This is a genomic window from Streptomyces sp. HPF1205 (assembly GCF_020400825.1).
In the GTDB taxonomy this organism is placed as follows: Bacteria; Actinomycetota; Actinomycetes; order Streptomycetales; family Streptomycetaceae; genus Actinacidiphila.
In genome coordinates this window covers 15,591-34,658 of sequence record NZ_JAINVH010000003.1, presented here as the reverse complement: position 1 = coordinate 34,658, position 19,068 = coordinate 15,591, and the positions used below count along the sequence as shown (strand labels likewise).

General features: G+C 72.9%; 15 protein-coding genes. 6 read left to right on the top strand and 9 right to left on the bottom strand.

What is annotated here, in order from left to right; genetic code table 11:
- Positions 1 to 148: 148 nt before the first annotated feature.
- Both K7G61_RS04235 and K7G61_RS04230 read left to right on the top strand, forming a co-directional pair.
- Positions 149 to 847 carry an LAETG motif-containing sortase-dependent surface protein gene (locus K7G61_RS04235; RefSeq protein WP_308190586.1) on the top strand — a complete coding sequence of 233 codons (699 nt, stop codon included), beginning with the start codon at positions 149 to 151 and terminating at the stop codon, positions 845 to 847.
- 172 nt (positions 848 to 1,019) lie between these two features.
- A complete protein-coding gene (locus K7G61_RS04230) occupies positions 1,020 to 1,442 on the top strand; it encodes a hypothetical protein (protein ID WP_225845229.1) in 423 nt (140 codons plus the stop codon).
- Between the two features lie 213 nt (positions 1,443 to 1,655).
- Here the strand turns inward: K7G61_RS04230 and K7G61_RS04225 are convergent, their stop codons facing one another.
- Positions 1,656 to 2,894, bottom strand: a complete 1,239-nt coding sequence (locus K7G61_RS04225) for an LCP family protein (RefSeq protein WP_225845228.1) — start codon at positions 2,892 to 2,894, stop codon at positions 1,656 to 1,658.
- 240 nt (positions 2,895 to 3,134) lie between these two features.
- Between K7G61_RS04225 and K7G61_RS04220 the strand changes: the two genes are divergently transcribed.
- The gene (locus K7G61_RS04220; protein WP_225845551.1) at positions 3,135 to 3,602 is read left to right on the top strand and encodes an acyl-CoA thioesterase; all 468 of its coding nucleotides are present in this window, start codon (positions 3,135 to 3,137) and stop codon (positions 3,600 to 3,602) included.
- Positions 3,603 to 3,743: 141 nt separating this feature from the next.
- Here the strand turns inward: K7G61_RS04220 and K7G61_RS04215 are convergent, their stop codons facing one another.
- Positions 3,744 to 5,519, bottom strand: coding sequence for an LCP family protein (locus tag K7G61_RS04215; RefSeq protein ID WP_225845227.1), 1,776 nt, complete (start codon positions 5,517 to 5,519; stop codon positions 3,744 to 3,746).
- 272 nt (positions 5,520 to 5,791) lie between these two features.
- Here K7G61_RS04215 and K7G61_RS04210 point away from each other — a divergent pair, with 272 nt between their 5' ends.
- Positions 5,792 to 6,859: a glycosyltransferase family 2 protein gene (locus K7G61_RS04210; RefSeq protein WP_225845226.1), complete on the top strand. Its 1,068-nt coding sequence runs from the start codon at positions 5,792 to 5,794 to the stop codon at positions 6,857 to 6,859.
- 71 nt (positions 6,860 to 6,930) lie between these two features.
- Here the strand turns inward: K7G61_RS04210 and K7G61_RS04205 are convergent, their stop codons facing one another.
- From K7G61_RS04205 to K7G61_RS04190, 4 genes are all read right to left on the bottom strand, one after another.
- Positions 6,931 to 8,736, bottom strand: coding sequence for an LCP family protein (locus K7G61_RS04205; protein WP_225845225.1), 1,806 nt, complete (start codon positions 8,734 to 8,736; stop codon positions 6,931 to 6,933).
- A 204-nt stretch (positions 8,737 to 8,940) separates the two neighbouring features.
- Entirely contained in the window at positions 8,941 to 10,779 is a 1,839-nt protein-coding gene (locus K7G61_RS04200) for an LCP family protein (RefSeq protein WP_225845224.1), read from the bottom strand.
- A 52-nt stretch (positions 10,780 to 10,831) separates the two neighbouring features.
- Complete coding sequence (locus K7G61_RS04195; RefSeq protein ID WP_225845223.1) at positions 10,832 to 12,118, bottom strand: LCP family protein; 1,287 nt, start codon at positions 12,116 to 12,118, stop codon at positions 10,832 to 10,834.
- A gap of 326 nt (positions 12,119 to 12,444) precedes the next feature.
- Entirely contained in the window at positions 12,445 to 13,194 is a 750-nt protein-coding gene (locus K7G61_RS04190) for a TIGR03089 family protein (protein WP_225845222.1), read from the bottom strand.
- Between the two features lie 216 nt (positions 13,195 to 13,410).
- Between K7G61_RS04190 and K7G61_RS04185 the strand changes: the two genes are divergently transcribed.
- Positions 13,411 to 14,646 (top strand): sugar phosphate nucleotidyltransferase, encoded by a 1,236-nt coding sequence (locus tag K7G61_RS04185; RefSeq protein ID WP_225845221.1) that lies wholly within the window; start codon positions 13,411 to 13,413, stop codon positions 14,644 to 14,646.
- 58 nt (positions 14,647 to 14,704) lie between these two features.
- Positions 14,705 to 15,652, top strand: a complete 948-nt coding sequence (locus K7G61_RS04180) for a DNA-3-methyladenine glycosylase (RefSeq protein WP_225845220.1) — start codon at positions 14,705 to 14,707, stop codon at positions 15,650 to 15,652.
- A 30-nt stretch (positions 15,653 to 15,682) separates the two neighbouring features.
- On the opposite strand, the gene K7G61_RS04175 is transcribed toward K7G61_RS04180, so the two are convergent.
- The 3 genes from K7G61_RS04175 to K7G61_RS04165 are packed head-to-tail and all read right to left on the bottom strand — an operon-like array spanning position 15,683 to position 18,588.
- A complete protein-coding gene (locus K7G61_RS04175) occupies positions 15,683 to 17,047 on the bottom strand; it encodes a coenzyme F420-0:L-glutamate ligase (RefSeq protein ID WP_225845219.1) in 1,365 nt (454 codons plus the stop codon).
- Positions 17,044 to 18,000, bottom strand: coding sequence for a 2-phospho-L-lactate transferase (gene cofD, locus K7G61_RS04170; RefSeq protein ID WP_225845218.1), 957 nt, complete (start codon positions 17,998 to 18,000; stop codon positions 17,044 to 17,046). The genes K7G61_RS04175 and cofD overlap by 4 nt, the downstream gene beginning before the upstream one ends.
- A gap of 39 nt (positions 18,001 to 18,039) precedes the next feature.
- Positions 18,040 to 18,588 carry a cysteine dioxygenase family protein gene (locus K7G61_RS04165; RefSeq protein ID WP_225845217.1) on the bottom strand — a complete coding sequence of 183 codons (549 nt, stop codon included), beginning with the start codon at positions 18,586 to 18,588 and terminating at the stop codon, positions 18,040 to 18,042.
- Between the last annotated feature and the right edge of the window lie 480 nt (positions 18,589 to 19,068).

The following is a 19,068-nucleotide window of genomic DNA, read 5'->3' as shown; positions in this document are numbered from 1 at the left end:
CAGCAGCCGCCCGTTTAGGTGACGTTTTGAGATCAATTGACAAGCGCACGGGCCAGCTTGTAGAGGTGTGAGGGCCCACAGGTGGGCGACGGGGGTCACCACCGTGCGGCACTTCCACGCTTCTGCTCCGATCCCGTGAAGGGAAGACGTGTCCATAAACCGCCGCACCGCAATCGCGGTGCGTTCCATCGGCGTTGCCTCCGCCGCGACCGCTATAGCGGTGGGCGTTGCAGGCAACGCGTTCGCTTGCAAAATCAGCGAGTTCTCGGCCTCTGCCGCGTGTGACAACGGCAAGGGCTCCATCCAGGTCATCGACAAGGACTACTCCCACACGCCGGTGACCATCACCGTCACCCAGGGCCAGAAAGACATCGGCGAGCAGTCCGGTGTGATCGGCTCGCAGGCCGGTGTCACCGTCACGTTCCCGGTGGCCTGGCAGCCGAACACGACGTACACCGTGAAGGTCGTCAAGGACAGTGGGGGGGACGTCGGCACCACAAGCGTGACCACCCCGGCCACCCCCTGCGAGACCCCGACCACGACTCCGGCCCCGCCGACCAGCCCCGCGTCGCCCACGCCGTCGACCACCACGCCCAGCACATCCGCTACGCCGACGACGACGGCCAGTGCGCCCGCCGCCACCCCGAGCAGCACCGCCTCGTCGTCCGCTCCGGCGGTCGCCGACACCAACGCGCCCTCGCCGGCGGCCGGCGGCAGCCAGAACCTGGCCGAGACCGGTGGCGGCAGCAACACCGGGATGATCGCGGGCGTCGCGGCGGCCTTCGTCGTCGCCGGTGGTGGCGCGGTGTTCATGCTGCGGCGCCGCAAGCCGGCCGCCCGCCACTGAGGCACCGGTCCGCCGGGCGTCATGGCCGCCCGGCGCACGTCACGGGTTCGTAACCCCCGCTCTTGCGGTCGTGTCCCTGACACCAAGGAGCGATACGCTGCGACGCCGCCGTCGGAATCGACGGCGGCGTCGCAGTTCCACGTACCGCAGACAATGGGGGCACGACCGAACCATGGCCATACGCAAGTCCACGATGCAGGAGCAGGTGGCCCAGGCCATCGCCCAGATCAACCCCTCGGACCGCCCGATCGTCACCTTCCACACGATCACCGGGCCGAGCCCGTGGCTGACCAACGCCATCGGCGTCATCGCTCAGGCATTCGTGAAGTACTACTTCGTCACCGTCACCGAACAGGCCGTGGTGTTCCACAAGGCCGGCCGGATGACCGCCCGCCCCAAGGAACTGGTGGCCGCGATCCCGCGGCAGGAGGCCGCCGGCCTGGTCAGCGACGTGCGCCGCAACGTCCTGTGGAGCTCGCTGCGCTTCCAGCTTCCCGGAGAGCCCAAGCCGACCCGGCTGAACGTCGCCCGCTACTGGCGCGCCGAGCTCGACCAGTGGGTGCCGGCCGTGACCGGCCAGGCGATCGCCGCCTGAACGAAGCGGAGCAGGGCCGGGGCCGGACCGGCCCGGCCCCACGCCGTACGGCCCCGGTCCCGCGGAGGAACTCTCCGCGGGACCGGGGCCGTTGCCGTATCTCCGGGTGCCCGTGCCTCCGGGTGCCCGTGCCTCCGGGTGCCCGTATCTCCGGGTGCCTGTGCCTCCGGGGCCCGTACCCCGGCGTGCCGGAAACGGTACGGGCCGCACGTGCTACTTGCCGCTCACCGTGACCTTCTGGTCGTTCTGCAGCTCGTCGAACAGCGTCTTCGCCTTCGTCATGTCCCACTTGACGGCGTCTCCGTCGCTGGCGGTCATGTAGTTGGCGTTGCCTATCGGAACGGTGATGGAGTGGCCGCCGCCGGTCACGCCCTTCATCGCCCAGAACATGTGCACCAGGTCCAGCAGGCTCATCTTCTTGTCGACAATGAGGGTGTCAAGACCGGAGCCGATGACCGGGTAGAGCTTGAACGGGTTGAGCACGGTCGACGGCGAGGCGGCCTGGTGGGCCAGGGTGGACAGGAACTTCTGCTGGTTGCGCATCCGGCCGAGGTCCTGGTCGGCCTCCTGGTGGCGCTGGCGGACGAAGGCGAGGGACTGCTGGCCGTTGAGCTTCTGGCAGCCCGCCTTGAAGTCGGCGCCGGACGCCTTGTCGTGCACCGCCTTGTCCAGGCACATGTTCACACCGCCCAGCGAGTTGACCAGGTTCACGAAGCCGGCGAAGCCGATCTCCGCGTAGTGGTCGATGTGGATGCCGGTGTTGTACTCGATGGTGCGGGTGAGCAGCTCGGGCCCGCCGTCGGCGTAGGCGCGGTTCAGCTTGTGCCGCGAGGCCGCGTACCGCTTGTGCGTCCGCTGGCCGGTGAAGGCCGGGATGGTGACGTACGAGTCGCGCGGCAGGCTCATCATCGTGGTGCCGTTGCTGCCGGTGTGCAGGATCATCATCGAGTCGGTGCGCTGGCCCTCGGCGGCGCCGGTGTGCAGCTTCTTCTCGTCGGCGGCGGTCAGGCCCTCGCGGCTGTCCGAACCGACGATCAGGTAATTGGTGCCCTTGCCGTCCGGCGGCCGGTCCTCGACCTTGCTCAGATCGACCTCGCGGCGGACCTTGGAGTCGGCCCAGAAGTACGTGGAGACGGACACCACGAGCAGCACCACGACCAGACCGAGCGCGGCGTACCCGATCTTCTTGCGGGTGCTCCAGCGCCTGCGCCGCGGCCCGTCACCGGGGCCGCCGGTGGTGGGCGGGCCGTAGCCGTCGCCCGGACCGCCGCCGGGGGCCGGCGCCTGCCCGGGGATCGGTACCTGTCCCGGGACCTGGCCGGCGCCCGGGTGCCGGGTGGGCTGCGGCGGGACTCCGCCGTGGGCTGCGGCGGCCCGGCGCGGCGACAGTTCTGGGGGCAGCGGCGGCTCCGCCATACGGCGTCGCTCGGTGTCATCGCTCCAACCGTTCATGCCCGCCAGTGTGCCCGCACCAGGCGGCCGACCTGCAATCCGAGGCCGTTCTGTAGCAGAGCCGATGCACACCGCGGGAGCTCGCGGCGGTTTCGTGACGGACCTGTGGACGGACATACAGTGGATGGCGTGATCGAGTCATCCGCCGCCTCCGGACCCCACGACCCGCCGGCGCCCCCGCCCGTACCCGTCGTGCCGGACAAGCCGACCTCCGCGTCCCGCATCACCCTTTCCCACATCATGTCCGCGCACGACACCAACCTGCTGGGGACCGTGCACGGCGGCGTGGTCATGAAGCTGGTGGACGACGCGGCGGGGGCGGTCGCGGGACGGCACTCGGAGGGTCCGGCGGTCACGGGCGCGATGGACGAGATGGCGTTCCTCGAACCGGTACGGGTCGGTGACCTCCTTCACGTCAAGGCGCAGGTCAACTGGACCGGTACGACCTCCATGGAGATAGGCGTCCGGGTCGTGGCCGAGCGCTGGAACGAGTCCGGGCCCGCCCAGCAGGTGGCCAGCGCGTACCTGGTCTTCGTGGCGGTCGACGCCGAGGGCAAGCCGCGGCCCGTGCCGCAGGTCGTACCGGAGACCGACCGGGACCGCCGCAGGTGGCAGGAGGCGCAGATCCGCCGCACCCACCGGCTGGCCCGCCGTCGCGCGATCGTCGAGCTGCGCAGGCAGCGGGCGGCCGAGGGCCTGGACGACTGACAGCTCCGTGGGCCCCGGGAGTTACGGGGCGCGGCGGGTGCACGGGCGGACCCCCCAGGGGGCTTACGGGAGCGGGGTGCGGCGACGGGACCGTGCCCGGTGCCGCGTGCCCGGTGTCCTGTGCCCGGTGTCCCGTGTCCCTCACGCGCAGGTCACCTGGTCGCCTCTGACCGGGACTCCGCCGGCCGGCGTCCCGGCGCCGCCCGAGGTTCCGGCGGGCGCACCCGGCGCCGGGGAAGCGGGCGGCGCCGCCGTCACCGGAGTGACCTTGGAGAAGTCGGTGCCCAGGACGACCCGCATCACCGGTCCCTGGCCGGGGACGGGCAGGAGCTGGGCGCCGGGCAGAGCCGCGGCGAGCGACTTCGCCGAGCGGTTCCAGCGGGGGTCGTAGCGGATCACGGTCTGCTGGGTGCGCACGGGGGCGGTGCGCGGCGGGACCGGGGTGACGAAGCCGGTGGCGGCCAGTTCCCGCTGGGCGGTGGCGGCGAGGCCGTTGGTGGTGGTGCCGTTCTCCACGGTGACCCGGATCTGGCGCGGGTCGACGTCCGCGGTGGCCGTGGGGACGGGGTGCGCCGTGTCCTTGCCGCGGGCCCGGCCCGCGGCCGAGGAGGCGGACGGACCGGGGGCGGTGGACGGGCGGGACGGGGGAGCGGAGCCGGGCGGTGAGCCGGGAGCCGAACCCGGGGCGGAGCCGGCAGCCGAGCCGGAGCGGGACACCGGGCCGGAGTCCGTAGCCGCGCCCGCGGCGGGCGCGGCGGAGGAGGGGCCGGAGCCGGGAGTCCGGCCCGCGCCGGGCCCCGCGTCCTTGCCGGCCGCGTCCGGGTCGGTGAGCGGCCGGTCGGCCCGGATGGCCGCCCACAGCCGGCCCGCCCCGCGCTCGTCCCACTTCACGGTGGAGCCGATGCCGCGCACGTGGTAGCCGACGGCGCTGAGCGGCACCTGGACGAACTGCGACGACCGCGGCGAGAAGTCCCGCATGCCCTCGGCGAGCCCGATCAGGTCGGTCGGCCGCAGCCCTTGGTCGGTGCGGACCGAACCGAGCACCGTCCTCACGACACCGCCGAGCACGGCCGGGTCGCGCAGCGTGTCCCCGCTGGTGATCCGGCGGACCACCTGCGCCAGGAAACCCTGCTGGCGCTGCATGCGCCCGAGGTCGGCGGCGCCGTCCAGATGCCGGGAGCGCACGTACTGCAGCGCCCGGCCGCCGTCGAGTGTCGTGGTGCCGGCCGGCAGGTCGAGCCCGCTGTACGAGTCCTTCAGCGGCTTCGGCGTGCACACGGGCACGCCGCCGAGCACGTCGACGGTCTTCATGAAGCTGACGAAGTCGACCTCGATGTAATGGTCGATGTGGACCCCGGTCATCTGCTCCACGGTGCGGACGGTCAGCTTGGGGCCTCCGTCCGCGTACGCCTCGTTGAGCTTGGCGGGATGCGTGGCGTACACCGTCGAGCCCGCGGAGGCCGGATCCGGCGGAGGGCTTCCCCGCGACGGCCTCCCCGGCGGCGGAGTCCCCGGAGTCCCCGGAGTGCCCGCAGTCCCCGGCGTCGCAGGGTTCCCCGGCTTCCGCGCCGACCGGTTCCACAGCGGTCCGCCCCCGGCCGCCGCTGCCCTTCGGCTCCTGCCCGGCAGGCGTACGTAGGTGTCGCGCGGGATGCTCACGACGGTCGCGCGGCGCCGGTCCTCCGACACGTGGACCAGCATGATCGTGTCCGTGCAGTGGCAGGGAACGCCGCCCAGGTGGTAGTGCCGCTTCTCGGCCGGGGGGATGCCGTCGCGGCCGTCGGTGCCGACGAGCAGGTAGTTGGTGCCCTTGGAACCGTTGGGGCGCCCCTGCATGCCGCCGAAGGCGTCGACCCGGCCGATCGTGTCGTTCACGCCGTTCACCACCGCGTGGCCCAGGCCGCTGGTCGTGATCACCAGGAGGGCCAGGGCGCCCGCGATCCGGCGGCCCCTGCGGACCGGCCGCCTGGGGCGCGGACGCCGGCCGGCCGGGGCGCGCCGCGGGTGCTGTGCCGCGGCGCGCTGCTCAGGGCGCGGCGGGCGGGCGGCCGTCGGACGTCCTCGGGTGGGCGGCACTCGGCGACCTCCGGACGCGGACAGGGAGCGGATCCGTTCAGGCTAGGGAGAAACGGGACCATGAAGCCGACCCCACGCGCCGGTGTCCCTCGATGGCGGTAACGTTTGCCGCGATGAACGCCGCATCCCGCCCCGAGAACAGCGCCATCGACGCTTCCGCGCACCCGGCCGTCTCCGTGATCATGCCGGTGCTCAACGAGGAGCGCCATCTGCGCAACGCCGTCCGGCACATCCTCGACCAGGACTACCCGGGCGAGCTCGAAGTCGTCATCGCGCTCGGCCCGTCCAAGGACCGCACCGACGCGATCGCCGCCGAACTGGTCGCCGAGGACCCGCGTGTCCACACGGTGCCCAATCCAACCGGCCGCACCCCGGCCGCGCTCAACGCCGCGATCAAGGCGTCGCGCCACCCGGTCGTGGTACGTGTCGACGGGCACGGCATGCTCTCGCCCGACTACATCGCCACCGCCGTGCGGCTGCTGGCGGAGACCGGCGCGGCCAACGTCGGCGGCATCATGCACGCCGAGGGCGAGAACGACTGGGAGCGGGCCGTCGCCGCCGCGATGACCTCGAAGATAGGCGTCGGCAACGCGGCCTTCCACACCGGCGGCGCCGCGGCCGCCGCCGACACCGTCTACCTCGGCGTCTTCCGCCGCGAAGTTCTGGAGCAGCAGGGCGGCTACAACGAGGAGTTCATCCGCGCCCAGGACTGGGAGCTGAACTACCGCATCCGCGAGGCCGGCCACCTCATCTGGTTCTCCCCGCAGTTGCGGGTCTCCTACCGGCCGCGGCCCTCCGTGCGCACGCTGGCCAAGCAGTACAAGGACTACGGCCGCTGGCGCCGCGTCGTCACCCGCTACCACCGCGGCTCGGTGAACCTCCGCTACCTCGCCGCCCCCGCGGCGCTGCTGGCCAACGCCGTCGGCATCGTGCTGGGCGCCGCCCTCACCCCATGGGCGCTCCTGGTCCCCGCCGCCTATGTCGCGGGCATCACGGTGGGCTCCCTCCCCGCGGGCCGCGGCCTGCCGCCCGGCGCCAGGCTGCGCATCCCTCTCGCCCTGGCCACCATGCACATGTGCTGGGGCTACGGGTTCCTCACCAGCCCCCGCTCACTGGCCCGCAAGGTGATCGCCAGCCGCCGCCCGGCGGTCAAGAGCACCCCGACGACGGCCGACGCCTAGAGAGCCGGTCTCAGCCGGCGCCCGGAGCGGCCGGCCGTCGTCGGCGGCCCTCGCCCCCCTTGGGGCCGGGCTCACCCTTCCCAGCGGTAGATCGGCTCGACGTCCATGCACTTCGAGGTGTCGGCGCCGTTGATGGCGTCGGAGTTGTCCGGCACCGAACCGGCCTTCGGCAGCGTCGCGCCGAAGTCGGTGCCCGTCTTCCAGTCCGCGCCTATGGTGAGGGTGATGGCCTGGGCGGTGGTTGACGACTTCACGTTGCCCGCCGGGATCTTGAGCGCCTTGGCGACGGCTGTCGCGTCGGCCTTGCCCTGGGCGCCGCTCGCGGTCGGGTAGACCAGGGTGGTGCCCGGGCTCGGGTGCGCCTGCAGGCTGGCGGCCGCCTGTGTGAAGCCCGCCGCACGCAGTGCCCTCTTGATGTCCCCGGCGCGGCCCGGGGTCGCCACCCCTGTGCCGGTGCCGGCCGTGCCGTTGACCACCGTGACGGGGATCGCGGACGAGGGGCGGGCCGCCGGTCCCGCCGGGGTGGCCGACGGCTTGGGCGCGCCCTTGGCGCCGGTTCTCGCCTTGCCGTTGGCGTCCATGGCCACGTCGTTGCGCAGCAGCGACCACACCTGGGGCGCGGCGGCGGGGTCCGGCAGATAGTGCGCGCCCGGGTCCTTGTAGTCGGCGATGTGCGGCATGGTGAGCATCGTGATGCGGTTCGAGGGCACCGTCTTGAGCTGCATGCCCAGGTCGTACAGTTTCTTCGGGGTGCCGATCTCCGAGGAGACCTCGAACGCCTCCATGGCCGTCGTGGCGATCTTGTTGAGCCGGGTGGGGTTGGTGAACAGGTTCTGGCCGCGCAGTTGGCGGATCAGCGAACTCATGTACATGTGCTGCGCCTTGGCCCGTCCCGCATCGCTGCCGAAGGCGTCACGGGTGCGCAGCCATTGCAGCGCCTGCTTCCCGTAGATGGTCTGCCTGCCGGCGGGAAGCTTCAGCCCGGAGCCGCCGTGCTTGATGTACTTCGTCGGCCGGTCCCACACGCTGTGCTTGAGACACACCTCGACACCGCCGACCACGTCGGCCATCTTCACCACGCCGGAGAAGTCGATCATCAGCCAGTGGTCGATGTAGACGCCGGTGAGGTTCTGCACCGTCGCCAGGGTGCAGCCGGGACCGCCGCGGCCCAGCGACGCGTTGATGATGTCGTTGGCGGCCGGGTACGTCTGCTTCGTCTTGGGGTCCGTGCACGGGGGGATGTCCACCCGGGTGTCGCGCGGGATGCTGACCACCGACATGTTGCTGCGGTCCGCGGACAGGTGAGCGATCATGATCACGTCCGCCCTGGCCCCGCTGGAGTCCGCCGCGCCGCCGAGCTTGGCGTCCGCGGCGCTGTTGCGGGTGTCCGAGCCGAGGATCAGGATGTTCATCGGGGTGTCGCCGTTGGCGTTCGCCTTCGGCTTGGCGACGTTCGTCACGCCACTGATCCGCTGGCCCTTGCGGATCTTGCTGGACAGGTACTCGTAGTAGCCGTACGCGGCGCCCGCCGTCCCCAGCACGCCCACCGCGGCCGTGATCGCCGTCCACTTCAGGATCCTGCGTCTGCGGCTCCTGGGCTTTCTGCGCGGCCCGCCGCGTCTGTGCCCCCCGCCGGGCGTGGCCTCGCCGCCGGCCCCGGACTCGTCCCCGCCCCCCGCACCGGCCCCGCTCCCGGGCGTCGGTGAGCGCTCGACGGCGTCGTCGGGGTGCCGCTGCCCGGGGATGTCGTACGTGCGCGGGGTGTGCGCGTGCGCGCCGTCGGGGAAGTCGTCACGGAAGAGGCCCTGCTGCCAGTCCGTGCCACCGGGATCGGACGGGCCCCCGTAACCGCTTCCCCCCATGGTCCCGTCGCGCACCCGTACCCCTCCCCGTGTCGGTTCCCCGTGTCGGTCGTGGCCGGGTCCCTGGGAGCCGTCCATTGCCGTCCATGTGCAAGACGGTCATCGGGCGTACAGAGTTGCACCTCTTCGATCACGACTTGACCGCGCGGGATCACCGCGTTCGGCCGGCCGCGCGGGGCACCGGCCCGAACGGGCGGGCGGGGGGAGCAGGCGGGAGCGCTATCCGGCGCACGCGGTGTTGTCGGCCTGCCGGGTCTGCACGTCCTTGGGAAGGGTGGTCGGGTCGGCGATGGGAGCGCCCGGCCTCGTGTAGTCCTTGCCCAGGGTGAGGGTCATGTACTGCAGCGGCTTGGCCTTCACCCGGCCCTCGTGGAGGGCGGAGGCGGGCAGCCCCATCATGGCGGCCAGCGAACGGGCCTGGTCCGCCTGGTTGGGCGCGTAGTCCAGCACGGTGTGCGCCACCACGCCCGCCGGTGCGTTGCCGCCGTTCGCCGAGCGGTTGACGCCCTTGTCGTTCTGCAGCCAGTTGACCATGTCCTGGGCGGCCCCGAAGACGCCGCTGCCGTTGAGCACGGTGACCCGTGTGTTGTGCGGGGTGGCCTTCGGCCCGGTGAGCCTCGGATCGGGCTTGGCGGCCGCCTTCCTGGCCTGGGCGAGCGAGACGTCGTTCTTGATCAGCGCCAGCACCTGCGGCGCCCGCGTGGGATCGGGCACGACGGTGACGTGCCTCGTCTCGTTCGGGTTGTCGATCACCGGAAGCGTGGCGAAGGTGATGTGCCGGGTGTCAACGGCGCTGAGGTCCTTCGCCAGGCTGATCAGCTTGTTGACGCTGCCGATGGCGGTGTCCACGGTCAGCGCCTTGGTGGCGGCGTCCGCCAGCGTCCACAGCTTCTTGGGGTTGGTCAGGCTGCCGCCGGCCTTCATCTGCCGGACCATCGAGCTCAGGAATTCCTGCTGGAGCTTGATCCGATCCAGGTCGCTCTGGTTGCGCAGCGCGTGCCGGGTCCGTACGAACTCCAGCGCCTGCTCGCCCTCGATCTTGTGCGGACCCGCCGTCAGGTTCAGGTGCGACTTGGGGTCGACGAGCGGACGGGTGAGGCAGACGTCGACGCCGCCGACGGCCGTGGACAGGGTCTTGACCGCCTCGAAGTCGACCATCATGAAGTGGTCCACCGGGATGCCGGTGAGCTGCTTGACCGTCCGCATCGTGCAGCCGGGGTCGCGCCCGTCCTGGCCGAGGCTCTCGTTGAACTTGGGGTACGTCAGGTGCTTGGGCGAACCCGGGACGACCTTGATGCCGCCGTTCTTCTGCCTGGTCGGGCAGTCGGGGATCGCGGTGACGATGTCCCGGGGGATGCTCAGCGCGGTCGCGTTGGTCCGGTCGGCCGAGATGTGCAGGAGGATCGTGGTGTCCGCGTGGCCGACGCTGCCCGCGTCACCGTACTTGTTGCCCAGGCCCTGCCTGCTGTCGGTGCCGATGATCAGTATGTTCATCGGACCGTCGTGGGTGACTCCCTTGCTGCCGGCGTCGCCCACGTCGACCGTGGTGATGTTGTTGTTGAAATGCTGGTAGACGAGGTAGCCGGCCACGGCCGTCACGACCACCGCGAAGCCCAGCGCGCCCGCCGTCCAGGCCAGGATCCGCTTCTTGCGGGACATCCTGGGCTTGGCCTTGCGGCGGCTGGTGGGCGGCGGCCCGGACAGTCCTGCGGGCGACGAGGCCCGGGCGGCGTTCGCGCGGGCCGCTCGCCGGCCGTGCGAGCGCGCGGGGGCGCCGCGCAGCTGGTTGCGTGCCTGGGCGCGCGCGCCGACGCGGCTGCCGGGCGTCGCGGTACGGCCGTCCCGTTCCCCCGCGCCGCCGCCGGGGCCGCCGGGCTCCGCGGTACGGCTGCCCGGGACGCGTGGCACCGCTCCGGCGCCGTCACGCGGTTCCGACGGGGCCGGCACGCTCGCCGCCGGCGGCTGCCCGCCGTCCAGCCGCAACTGGTAGGCGCCCGTGGCGGGGTCGTACACCCACTGGTCCGCCGGGTCGATGTCGCTACGGCCTTGCGCGTCCACGGTCCCTGGGGTCCTCCATCCGATCCGGGATCGGCCGGACGCACACACTAGCTCATCTGTCTTTGCCGCAGATGTCGCGGTTGGCGGTTGTACCGCGATAGGTGGGTGTTGCCGAGGGGGTGTCCGAAGGGCTGTTCGCGGCGGGCCCGGAAGGAGCACCGGTGGGAGTACCGGAAGGAGTGGCACCGGTAGTACCGGTACTACTGGTGGTGCCGGTCGGTGTGGCCGAGGGCGTGGTGGTGCCTTCCGGCGTCACCTGCGCCGACACGGTCACCGGCCGGTCGTCGCGCAGCGCCGCGAACAGCTCGTCGGCGGCGGGCTGGAGGAGTTGGTCGCGGTTGTGGTCGGCGGTGTACGGCTCCTGCGGCAGGGTCAGGAAGCGCACCGCGCCGGTGGGTATGCGCTGGAGGCTGTGCGCCAGGCCGTAGAGCTCGTTCAGGGAGTCCAGGCCCGGGTCGGCGGTCAGCGAGGAGGTGGCCGCGTTCAGCAGCGGGTACAGCTTCAGCGGGTTGAGCAGCACCCCGTTGCTGTGCACCTTCTTCAGCAGCGACGCGAGGAAGTCCTGCTGGCGGTCCATGCGCCCGGTGTCGCTGCCGTCGCCGATGCTGTAGCGGGCGCGGACGAAGCCCAGCGCCTGTTCCCCGTCGAGCTTCTGCCGGCCGGCGGGCAGGTCGAGGTGCGCCTTGGTGTCGTGCACCGGGCGGGCGAGGCAGACCTCCACGCCGTCGACGGCGTTCACCATGTTCTTGAAGCCCTTGAAGTCCACGATCAGGTGATGGTCGATCCGCACGCCCGTCATGTTCTCGACCGTCCGGATCGTGCAGGCCGGGCCCGCCTGCTCGAAGGCCCAGTTGAACTGCTCGAAGCGGGCCGGGGCGGTCGAGCCGTCGGACCGCCTGCAACTGGGTACGTGCGCCATCAGGTCGCGGGGGATGCTCACCGCGGTGGCGCTGCCGCGGTCGGCCGCCAGGTGCAGCAGGATCGTGGTGTCCGAACGCTGGGTACCCGAGTCGGGGCCGTACTCCTCGTTGCCGGAGCCGCGGTTGTCCGAGCCTATGAGCAGGATGTTCTCGGCGCTCGTCGGGCCCTCGGTGGGGCGGTCCGCCTCATGCGCCTTGAGTTCGGTCTCGGTCGCGGTGTCGGTGGTGATGTTGCCGTTGAGCTTCTGGTAGACGTACCAGGTGCCGCCCGCGAGGACGAGGACGAGAACCGCGGTGCACAGCGCCAGGACGCGCAGCCAGCGCAAGCGGCGCCGCGGCCGTTCCGGCGCCTGTTCGTCCGGGGCGGGCGCGGCTTCGGAGGCGGAGTCGTCCTGCGGAGGCTCTGCTGGCGTCGTCACGTCGCTGCCCGTCCTGGAGGTAACCGGCGCGGCCGGGCCCGAATGCCCGACCGGCACTCGATCAGACAGTCGAATCCGCCAAGTGGTTGCCTGAACACTGCGAGGAAACACGGGTGTTCGCCGCGGCACGGCGCTATTGGTGCGGGCGGGGCGCAGGACCGAGGCGGGGCGCGACGGAACCGAGGCGGGGCGCGACAGGACGGAGGCGGGCCGCGGGAACGGTGCGGGCGCCGGGGAGCGGCCGCCCGGGCGGCGGTTGCCGGGTGAGGAGGCGCCGGTGGGAGGCGTCGGCGAAAGGTGCGGGGCAGGCGGGGCTTCGGCGCGGGTCAGGCCCGGTGCGTGACGCGCTCCGCCTCGACCCGCTCGGCCAGCCGTTCCGGCGGCAGCCGGTCCAGATGGCGGCACAGGACGACGGAGGCGTCCGCGGCAAGGGGCGCGAGCAGACCCGCCGCCAGGCCGTCCCACCCGTCGTACGTCAGCCCGGACAGCAGCCGCGACCCGCGCTCCAGGCCCAGGGCGGCGGCCGACCGCCGGGCGCGCGCCACCACTTCGGCGCCGTCCAGGACCTCGCCGGACAGCTCCAGAGCGGGCGCCTGCGGCCCCACGGGCGCGTAAGGGACGAACCGGTCGCCCTGCGACGGCACTTCCACCGCGTAGTCGGCGAACCCGGCCGGCGGCTGCGGGAACCGCCCGCCCAGCGGGCGCAGCGCCAGCGCCACCCGCTCCCCGCCGCAGGCCCGTGCCCGCTCCAGGGTGTCCGGGCCGCTCACCACCAGGTCGGCGCCCTCCGGATCGCCGCCGGGCACCGCGACCGCCCCGGTGGAGAAGGCGGCCAGCAGCCATACCGCGGTCTGCCAGTGCGCGGGCAGCAGCAGCGCCACCCGGTCGCCGGGCTGCGCCCCCAGTTCGTCCTGCAGCAGATTCGCCGTCTTGGCGACCCAGTTGGCGAACGTCGCCACCGACAACTCGACGCGCTCGCCGGTCGCGTCGTCGTAGAAAGTGATCAGCGGGCGGGCGAAGTCGCCGCGCAGTGCCTCGGCGAGCAGTTCCGCGGGAGTCCGGGCGGTGGAGGTCACGCGCAAAGGCTACCGGGCGGCGCAGGGCCGTCCCTCGTACGGGGACCACCGGCCGTCCCCCGTACGGCCGCCGGCAGGCGTCCCTCGTACGGGGACGCCTGCCGTTCCGCGCGGGGGCGTGGGCCGCCGCGCGTACGGCGGCGGCCGCTCGCGCGGACCGACGGCCCGTCAGGCGCGGATTCTGCGCGCTTTACGGCTTATGCCACTATCTTCCCCATGCGCGCACAGAGCCTGCCGACACTGAGCTTCCCGGCCCAGAGCCTCCCCGCCCGCGAGGCCCGGGACCAGCGGCCCGCGGACGGCCGTCACGAGGACGGCGTCTTGGCGGAGGGCCGCCCCGCGGCCCCCGCACGGCCGGAGCACCGGCCCGCCACCGAGGCGATCCTGCTCGTCGGCGGCAAGGGCACCAGGCTGCGACCGCTCACGGTACACACCCCCAAGCCCATGGTCCCCGCCGCGGGGGTGCCCTTCCTCACCCACCAGCTCGCGCGCGCCCGTGCCGCCGGGATCCGGCACATCGTCATGGCCACTTCCTATCTGGCGGAGGTCTTCGAGCCGTACTTCGGCGACGGCTCCGCGCTCGGCCTCCACCTGGAGTACGTCACCGAGACCGATCCGCTCGGCACCGGCGGCGCCATCCGCAATGTCGCCCACAGGCTGTACTCCGCGCCCGGCGACCCCGTGCTCGTCTTCAACGGCGACATCCTCACCGGGCTCGACATCCGCGCCCTTGTCGCGACCCACGGACGCACCGGCGCCGACGTCTCGCTGCACCTGACCCGGGTCCTCGACCCGCGTGCCTACGGCCTGGTGCCCACCGACCCCACCGGCCGCGTCACCGCCTTCCTGGAGAAGCCCCAGACGCCGGAGGAGATCGTCACCGACCAGATCAACGCGGGCGCCTACGTCTTCACGCGTTCGGTCATCGACACGATCCCCGGGGGGCGGCCGGTGTCGGTGGAGCGCGAGACGTTCCCCGACCTGCTGGCGGCCGGGGCCCACCTGCAGGGCATGGTCGACTCCACGTACTGGCTCGATCTGGGGACCCCGCAGGCGTTCGTCCGGGGCTCGGCGGACCTCGTCCTGGGCCGCGCGCCCTCTCCCGCGGTGCCCGGGCGGTGCGGGGAGTACCTGGTGCTGGACGGCGCCGCCGTCGCCGAGGACGCCAAGCTCTCCGGGGGCTCGGCGGTCTCCGCGGGCGCCCGGGTGGGCTCGGGCGCCCGCGTCGAGGGCAGCGCCGTGCTGGCGGGAGCCGAGGTCGAACCGGGAGCGGTGGTCAAGAACTCGCTGGTGGGGGTGGGAGCGCGGATCGGCGCCCGTACCGTCCTGGACGGCGTGGTGGTCGGCGACGGCGCCGTGGTGGGGCCGGACAACGAGCTCACGGCGGGCGCCAGGGTGTGGTGCGGGGCGCGGATCGAGTCCGGGGCGATCAGGTTCTCCTCGGACCGGTGAGGCCGGGGGATGCCGGGGCCGCGGCCCCGGCATCCCCCGGCCCGGGTAGTCTCGCCGGATGCGTCCCATTCCAGCCGGCCGCGTCGGCGGTACGGCCCCCGCGGTGTCCCGCGCCTGGGTGCCCACCGGCCCGCTGGACGTACGCCTGACGCTGATGCCGCTGCGCCGCGGAGGCGGCGACCCCGCCTTCCGCATCACGCCCGACGGGGCGGTCTGGCGGGCCAGCCGCACACCCGAGGGGCCGGCCACGCTCCGGATCACCGGCAGCCCGGCGGCGTTGGAGGGCCAGGCCTGGGGACCGGGCGCCGCCTGGATGCTGGATGCCCTGCCGGGGCTCCTGGGGGCGTACGACGACCCCTCCGCCTTCGTCCCCCGGCACCGCCTGGTGCACGCCGCGCATCGGCGCCACGCGGGGCTGCGGCTGACCCGCACGGGGCTGGTCCTGGAGTCGCTGATCCCGTCGATCCTGGAACAGAAGGTGACCACCGAGGAGGCGTACCGCGCCTGGCGGCTGCTGCTCTTCCAGCACGGTGAGCCGGCGCCCGGTCCGGCGCCCAGGATGCGGGTCATGCCCGACGCGCGCGGCTGGGCCCGCATCCCCTCGTGGGACTGGCACTGCGCGGGCGTCGACGACAAGCGGGCGTCCACGGTGATGCGCGCGGTACGGCTCGGCGGCAGGCTCGACACATTGGCGGCGCTGGAGGCGGCCGAGGCCGCCCGCCGCCTGCAGACCGTGCCGGGCATCGGGCCCTGGACGGCCGCCGAGACCCTCCAGCGCAGCCATGGCGCCCCCGACGCGGTCACCGTCGGCGACCTGCACCTGCCCCACCTGATCGGTTACGCGCTGACCGGCGCCCACCGCAGCGACGACGCCACCATGCTCGAACTGCTGGCGCCCTATGCGGGCCAGCGCCACCGGGCCACCCGTCTGATATGCCTGCGGTCCCCGGCGCCCCCGCGCAGGGCACCGCGCCTGGCGCCGAACCCGCCGACCCGGTACGCCTGACTCCGGATCCGCGTCCTGGCGGCGGGCGGCTCAGCGCACGGCTGTGAACGCCGAGGCGTCGCGGGCCGGCCGGGGTGTCGGCGGCGCGGCGGGGCGGCCGACGGCGACCGTGCCCATCGGGTCCCAGTCCGCGGGCAGGTCCAGCACCTCGCGCACCACGTCCCGGCAGAACATGGTCGACGACACCCATGCCGAGCCCAGTTGCTCGCCGGCCAGGGCGACCAGGAGGTTCTGCACGCCCGCGCCCATGGCGACGACGAACATCTCGCGTTCCGCCGCGCCCCTCCTGTGGTCGGGGTAGGCGTGTGCGCCCTCCGTCACCAGGCAGGGCACGATCAGGTACGGCGCCTTGCGCAGCACGTCGCCGCGGCGCAGCCGCTTGGCGATGCTCTCCTCGGAGAACCCGTCGCCCCGCAGGTCCGCCGTCCAGGCGTCGCGCATGGCGTCCAGGAGCTGCTCCTTCACGTCGGCCGACTCGACGAGCACGAACCGCCAGGGCGTGGTGTGGTGCGGCGCGGGTGCGGTCACGGCGAGCGCGACGGCCCTGCGCACGGCCGCCGGGTCGACGCTTTCCGCGGTGAACTCCCGTACGGTGCGGCGCAGCGACACGGCCTCACGCACCGCTTCCGAGGTGCCGAGCCGGAACATGTCGTCGGTTGCCGCCCGCACCAAGGGGCGCGCCCCTCGGTCCTCGGCAAGGGACGCGGCAATGGAGGCGGCCGAGCCGTCGGGCACCTGGTCGTCGGCCGTGTCCCCGGCGAGCACAAGTGCGCCGAGCCCCCGTACCACGGCGACCGGGATGCCGGACGCCTTGCCCTTGACCAGGTCGCCGGCGGCCGCGAGTTCGTCGGCGGTGGCCGTCACGGTCGCGTTCAGGGGATTGCCGTGGGCGTCCTGACCGCCTCTCAGGTCTTCGAGCACGCGCACTCCCGCGGCGCCGATCGCCACGTCGGTGAGGCCCTCGCGCCACGGCCGCCCGAAGGTGTCGGTGACCAGGACGCCGACCCGCACCCCGAGAGCCTCGCGCAGGCCCTCGCGGATCCGCCGGGCCGAGGCGTCGGGGTCCTCCGGGAGCAGCAGAACGGTGCCGGCCGGGGTGTTGGAGGCGTCCACCCCCGCCGCGGCCATCACGAAGCCGTGGCGGGTCTCCACGATCCGGGTGGGGCCGCGGCGGGCGACCAGGCGCACCGCCTCCGCGTCGATCGCGGCTTCGCGGTCGTCCGCGCGCGTCAGCCGGCCCTCCGCCTTGCTGACGATCTTGGAGGTGACCAGCAGCACGTCCCCGTCGGCGAGCTCGACACCAGTGGCGGCGATCAGCTTGGCGATGTCCGCCCCGGGCTGCACCTCGCCTATGCCGGGCACCCCGAAGACCTCGTAACGCGGCACCGCGCTCACGCCCCCACCTCCCGCGCCAGTGCCAGCGCCTCGCGGGCCATGCGGGCGCTCGCCTCCACGTCCTCCATCAGCAGCGGTACGGCCCGGCACCGGATGCCGGCCGCTTCCACCTCCGCGACCGCGTCCGCGTCCGCGGTGTCGACCAGCCAGCCGTCCAGGAGCCCGGAGCCGTAGTGCGCGGCCACGGCGGCGGCCGTCGACTCCACGCCCACCGCGGCGAGCACCTTGTCGGCCATGCCTCGCACGGGCGCGCCGCCGATGATGGGGGACAGGCCCACCACGGGGACCCCGGCCTCCGCGATGGCCTCCCTGATGCCGGGCACCGCCAGGATGGTGCCGATGCTGACCACCGGGTTGGACGGCGGGAAGAGGATGACGTCGGCCTCGCCGATGGCCTCCAGTACGCCGGGGGCGGGCTTGGCGCCCTCGGCGCCGACCGGGACGACGGCCTGGGCGGGCACGGAGGCGCGCAGCTTGACCCAGTACTCCTGGAAGTGCACGGCCTTGCGCTCGCCGTCCACCTCGATCAGCACGTGCGTCTCGACCCGGTCGTCCGACATGGGGATGAGCCGCACCCCGGGGCGCCAGCGGGCGCAGAGCGCCTCGGTGACGGCGCTGAGCGGATAGCCGGCGCCCAGCATCTGGGTGCGGACGATGTGGGTGGCGAAGTCGCGGTCGCCCAGGCCGAACCACTCCGGTCCGACGCCATAGGCGGCGAGTTCCTCCTTGACGGCGAACGTCTCGTCGGCCCGGCCCCAGCCCTGCTCCTCGTGGATGCCGCCGCCCAGGGTGTACATGACGGTGTCGAGGTCGGGGCAGACCTTCAGCCCGAACAGATGGATGTCGTCTCCGGTGTTGCCGACGACGGTGACGTCCGCCTCCGGCTCCGCTGCCTTCAGGCCGCGCAGAAAGCGCGCCCCGCCGATGCCTCCGGCCAGAACCACGATTCGCATGGGGCCCAGTCTGTCAGCCCGCCCGTCCCGGCCGGGCGCTTACCCTGCGGCGGGAAGCCCGGGGGCGTCCCGGTACCCGTCGCGGACCGTTCGGGCCGGGATCCGGGCCGCACGCGGCCCCCGGGCGTACGGCGTCATCCGCGTGAGGCCGGGGAAGTAGACGTGAAGGCTGACGGCCGGTTCCAGCGAGTCGTTGACGACCTCGTGGACGTAGCCCGGCGGGAAGACGCGCTGTGCCTGCGGACCGAGGGCGCGGGCGGCCTCTCCGCGGGCGGTCAGGGCGCGTTCGCGCAACTCGCCGTCCAGAACGGTCAGTACCCCCGAGGAGCGGCCGTGGTCGTGCAGGCCGCTGCCCTGGCCGGGCAGCCAGCTCAGCAGCCACACCTCGTAGCCCGGTCCGGTGTCCAGGCGGGCGTACCAGCGGGTCGTGGCGTCGTAGCGCACCAGGGGTCGCCAGCGCGCTCCGTCGGCGGCGATGGCACGGGCGAGGCCGGCGAACTCCGCGACCGTGCCGGGGTGCCGCGGCACCGGGGGGAGCAGGTGGGGCAGGGCGAGAGGGTCACCGGCGATCGAAACGTCGGAGTACATCGAGGGTCTGTTCCTTTGTGACGCGGCGGGGAGCGGGCGGCGCCGGGACGGTGGCCCGGACCCGGTCATGAGCTCAGCGGCAACAACAGGAACAACAGCAGCTCTGCGCGAGCACAACGCGACGGAGCCCGCGGCGGCGGGTCCTGTGCGGCGCGTGGCACTCGACGGTCATGGGACAAGGAGATCGGTTGCGGAGGGACCCTGTCAACTCGGTGCCCGATTTGCCGTGCGGCCTTCACCTGTTCCGGCAAGGTTCGACACTGAAAGGTTTGGGCTCGGGTCGTGCGGATAGATGGTGCGGCATCCGTGCGGATCCGGTGGAGAACGCCGGATCCACGCCCGGACAGGGAGTGCGCGGCATCCGTGTGACGTTGCTCTTCCGTGATCGAACTGTGATCCACAACGCTTCGTTCCGAGAGGCGGAACGGCACGCCGAGCCGGGGCGTCTGACGGTACGTGAGCGGTGGGCGGCGGACCACG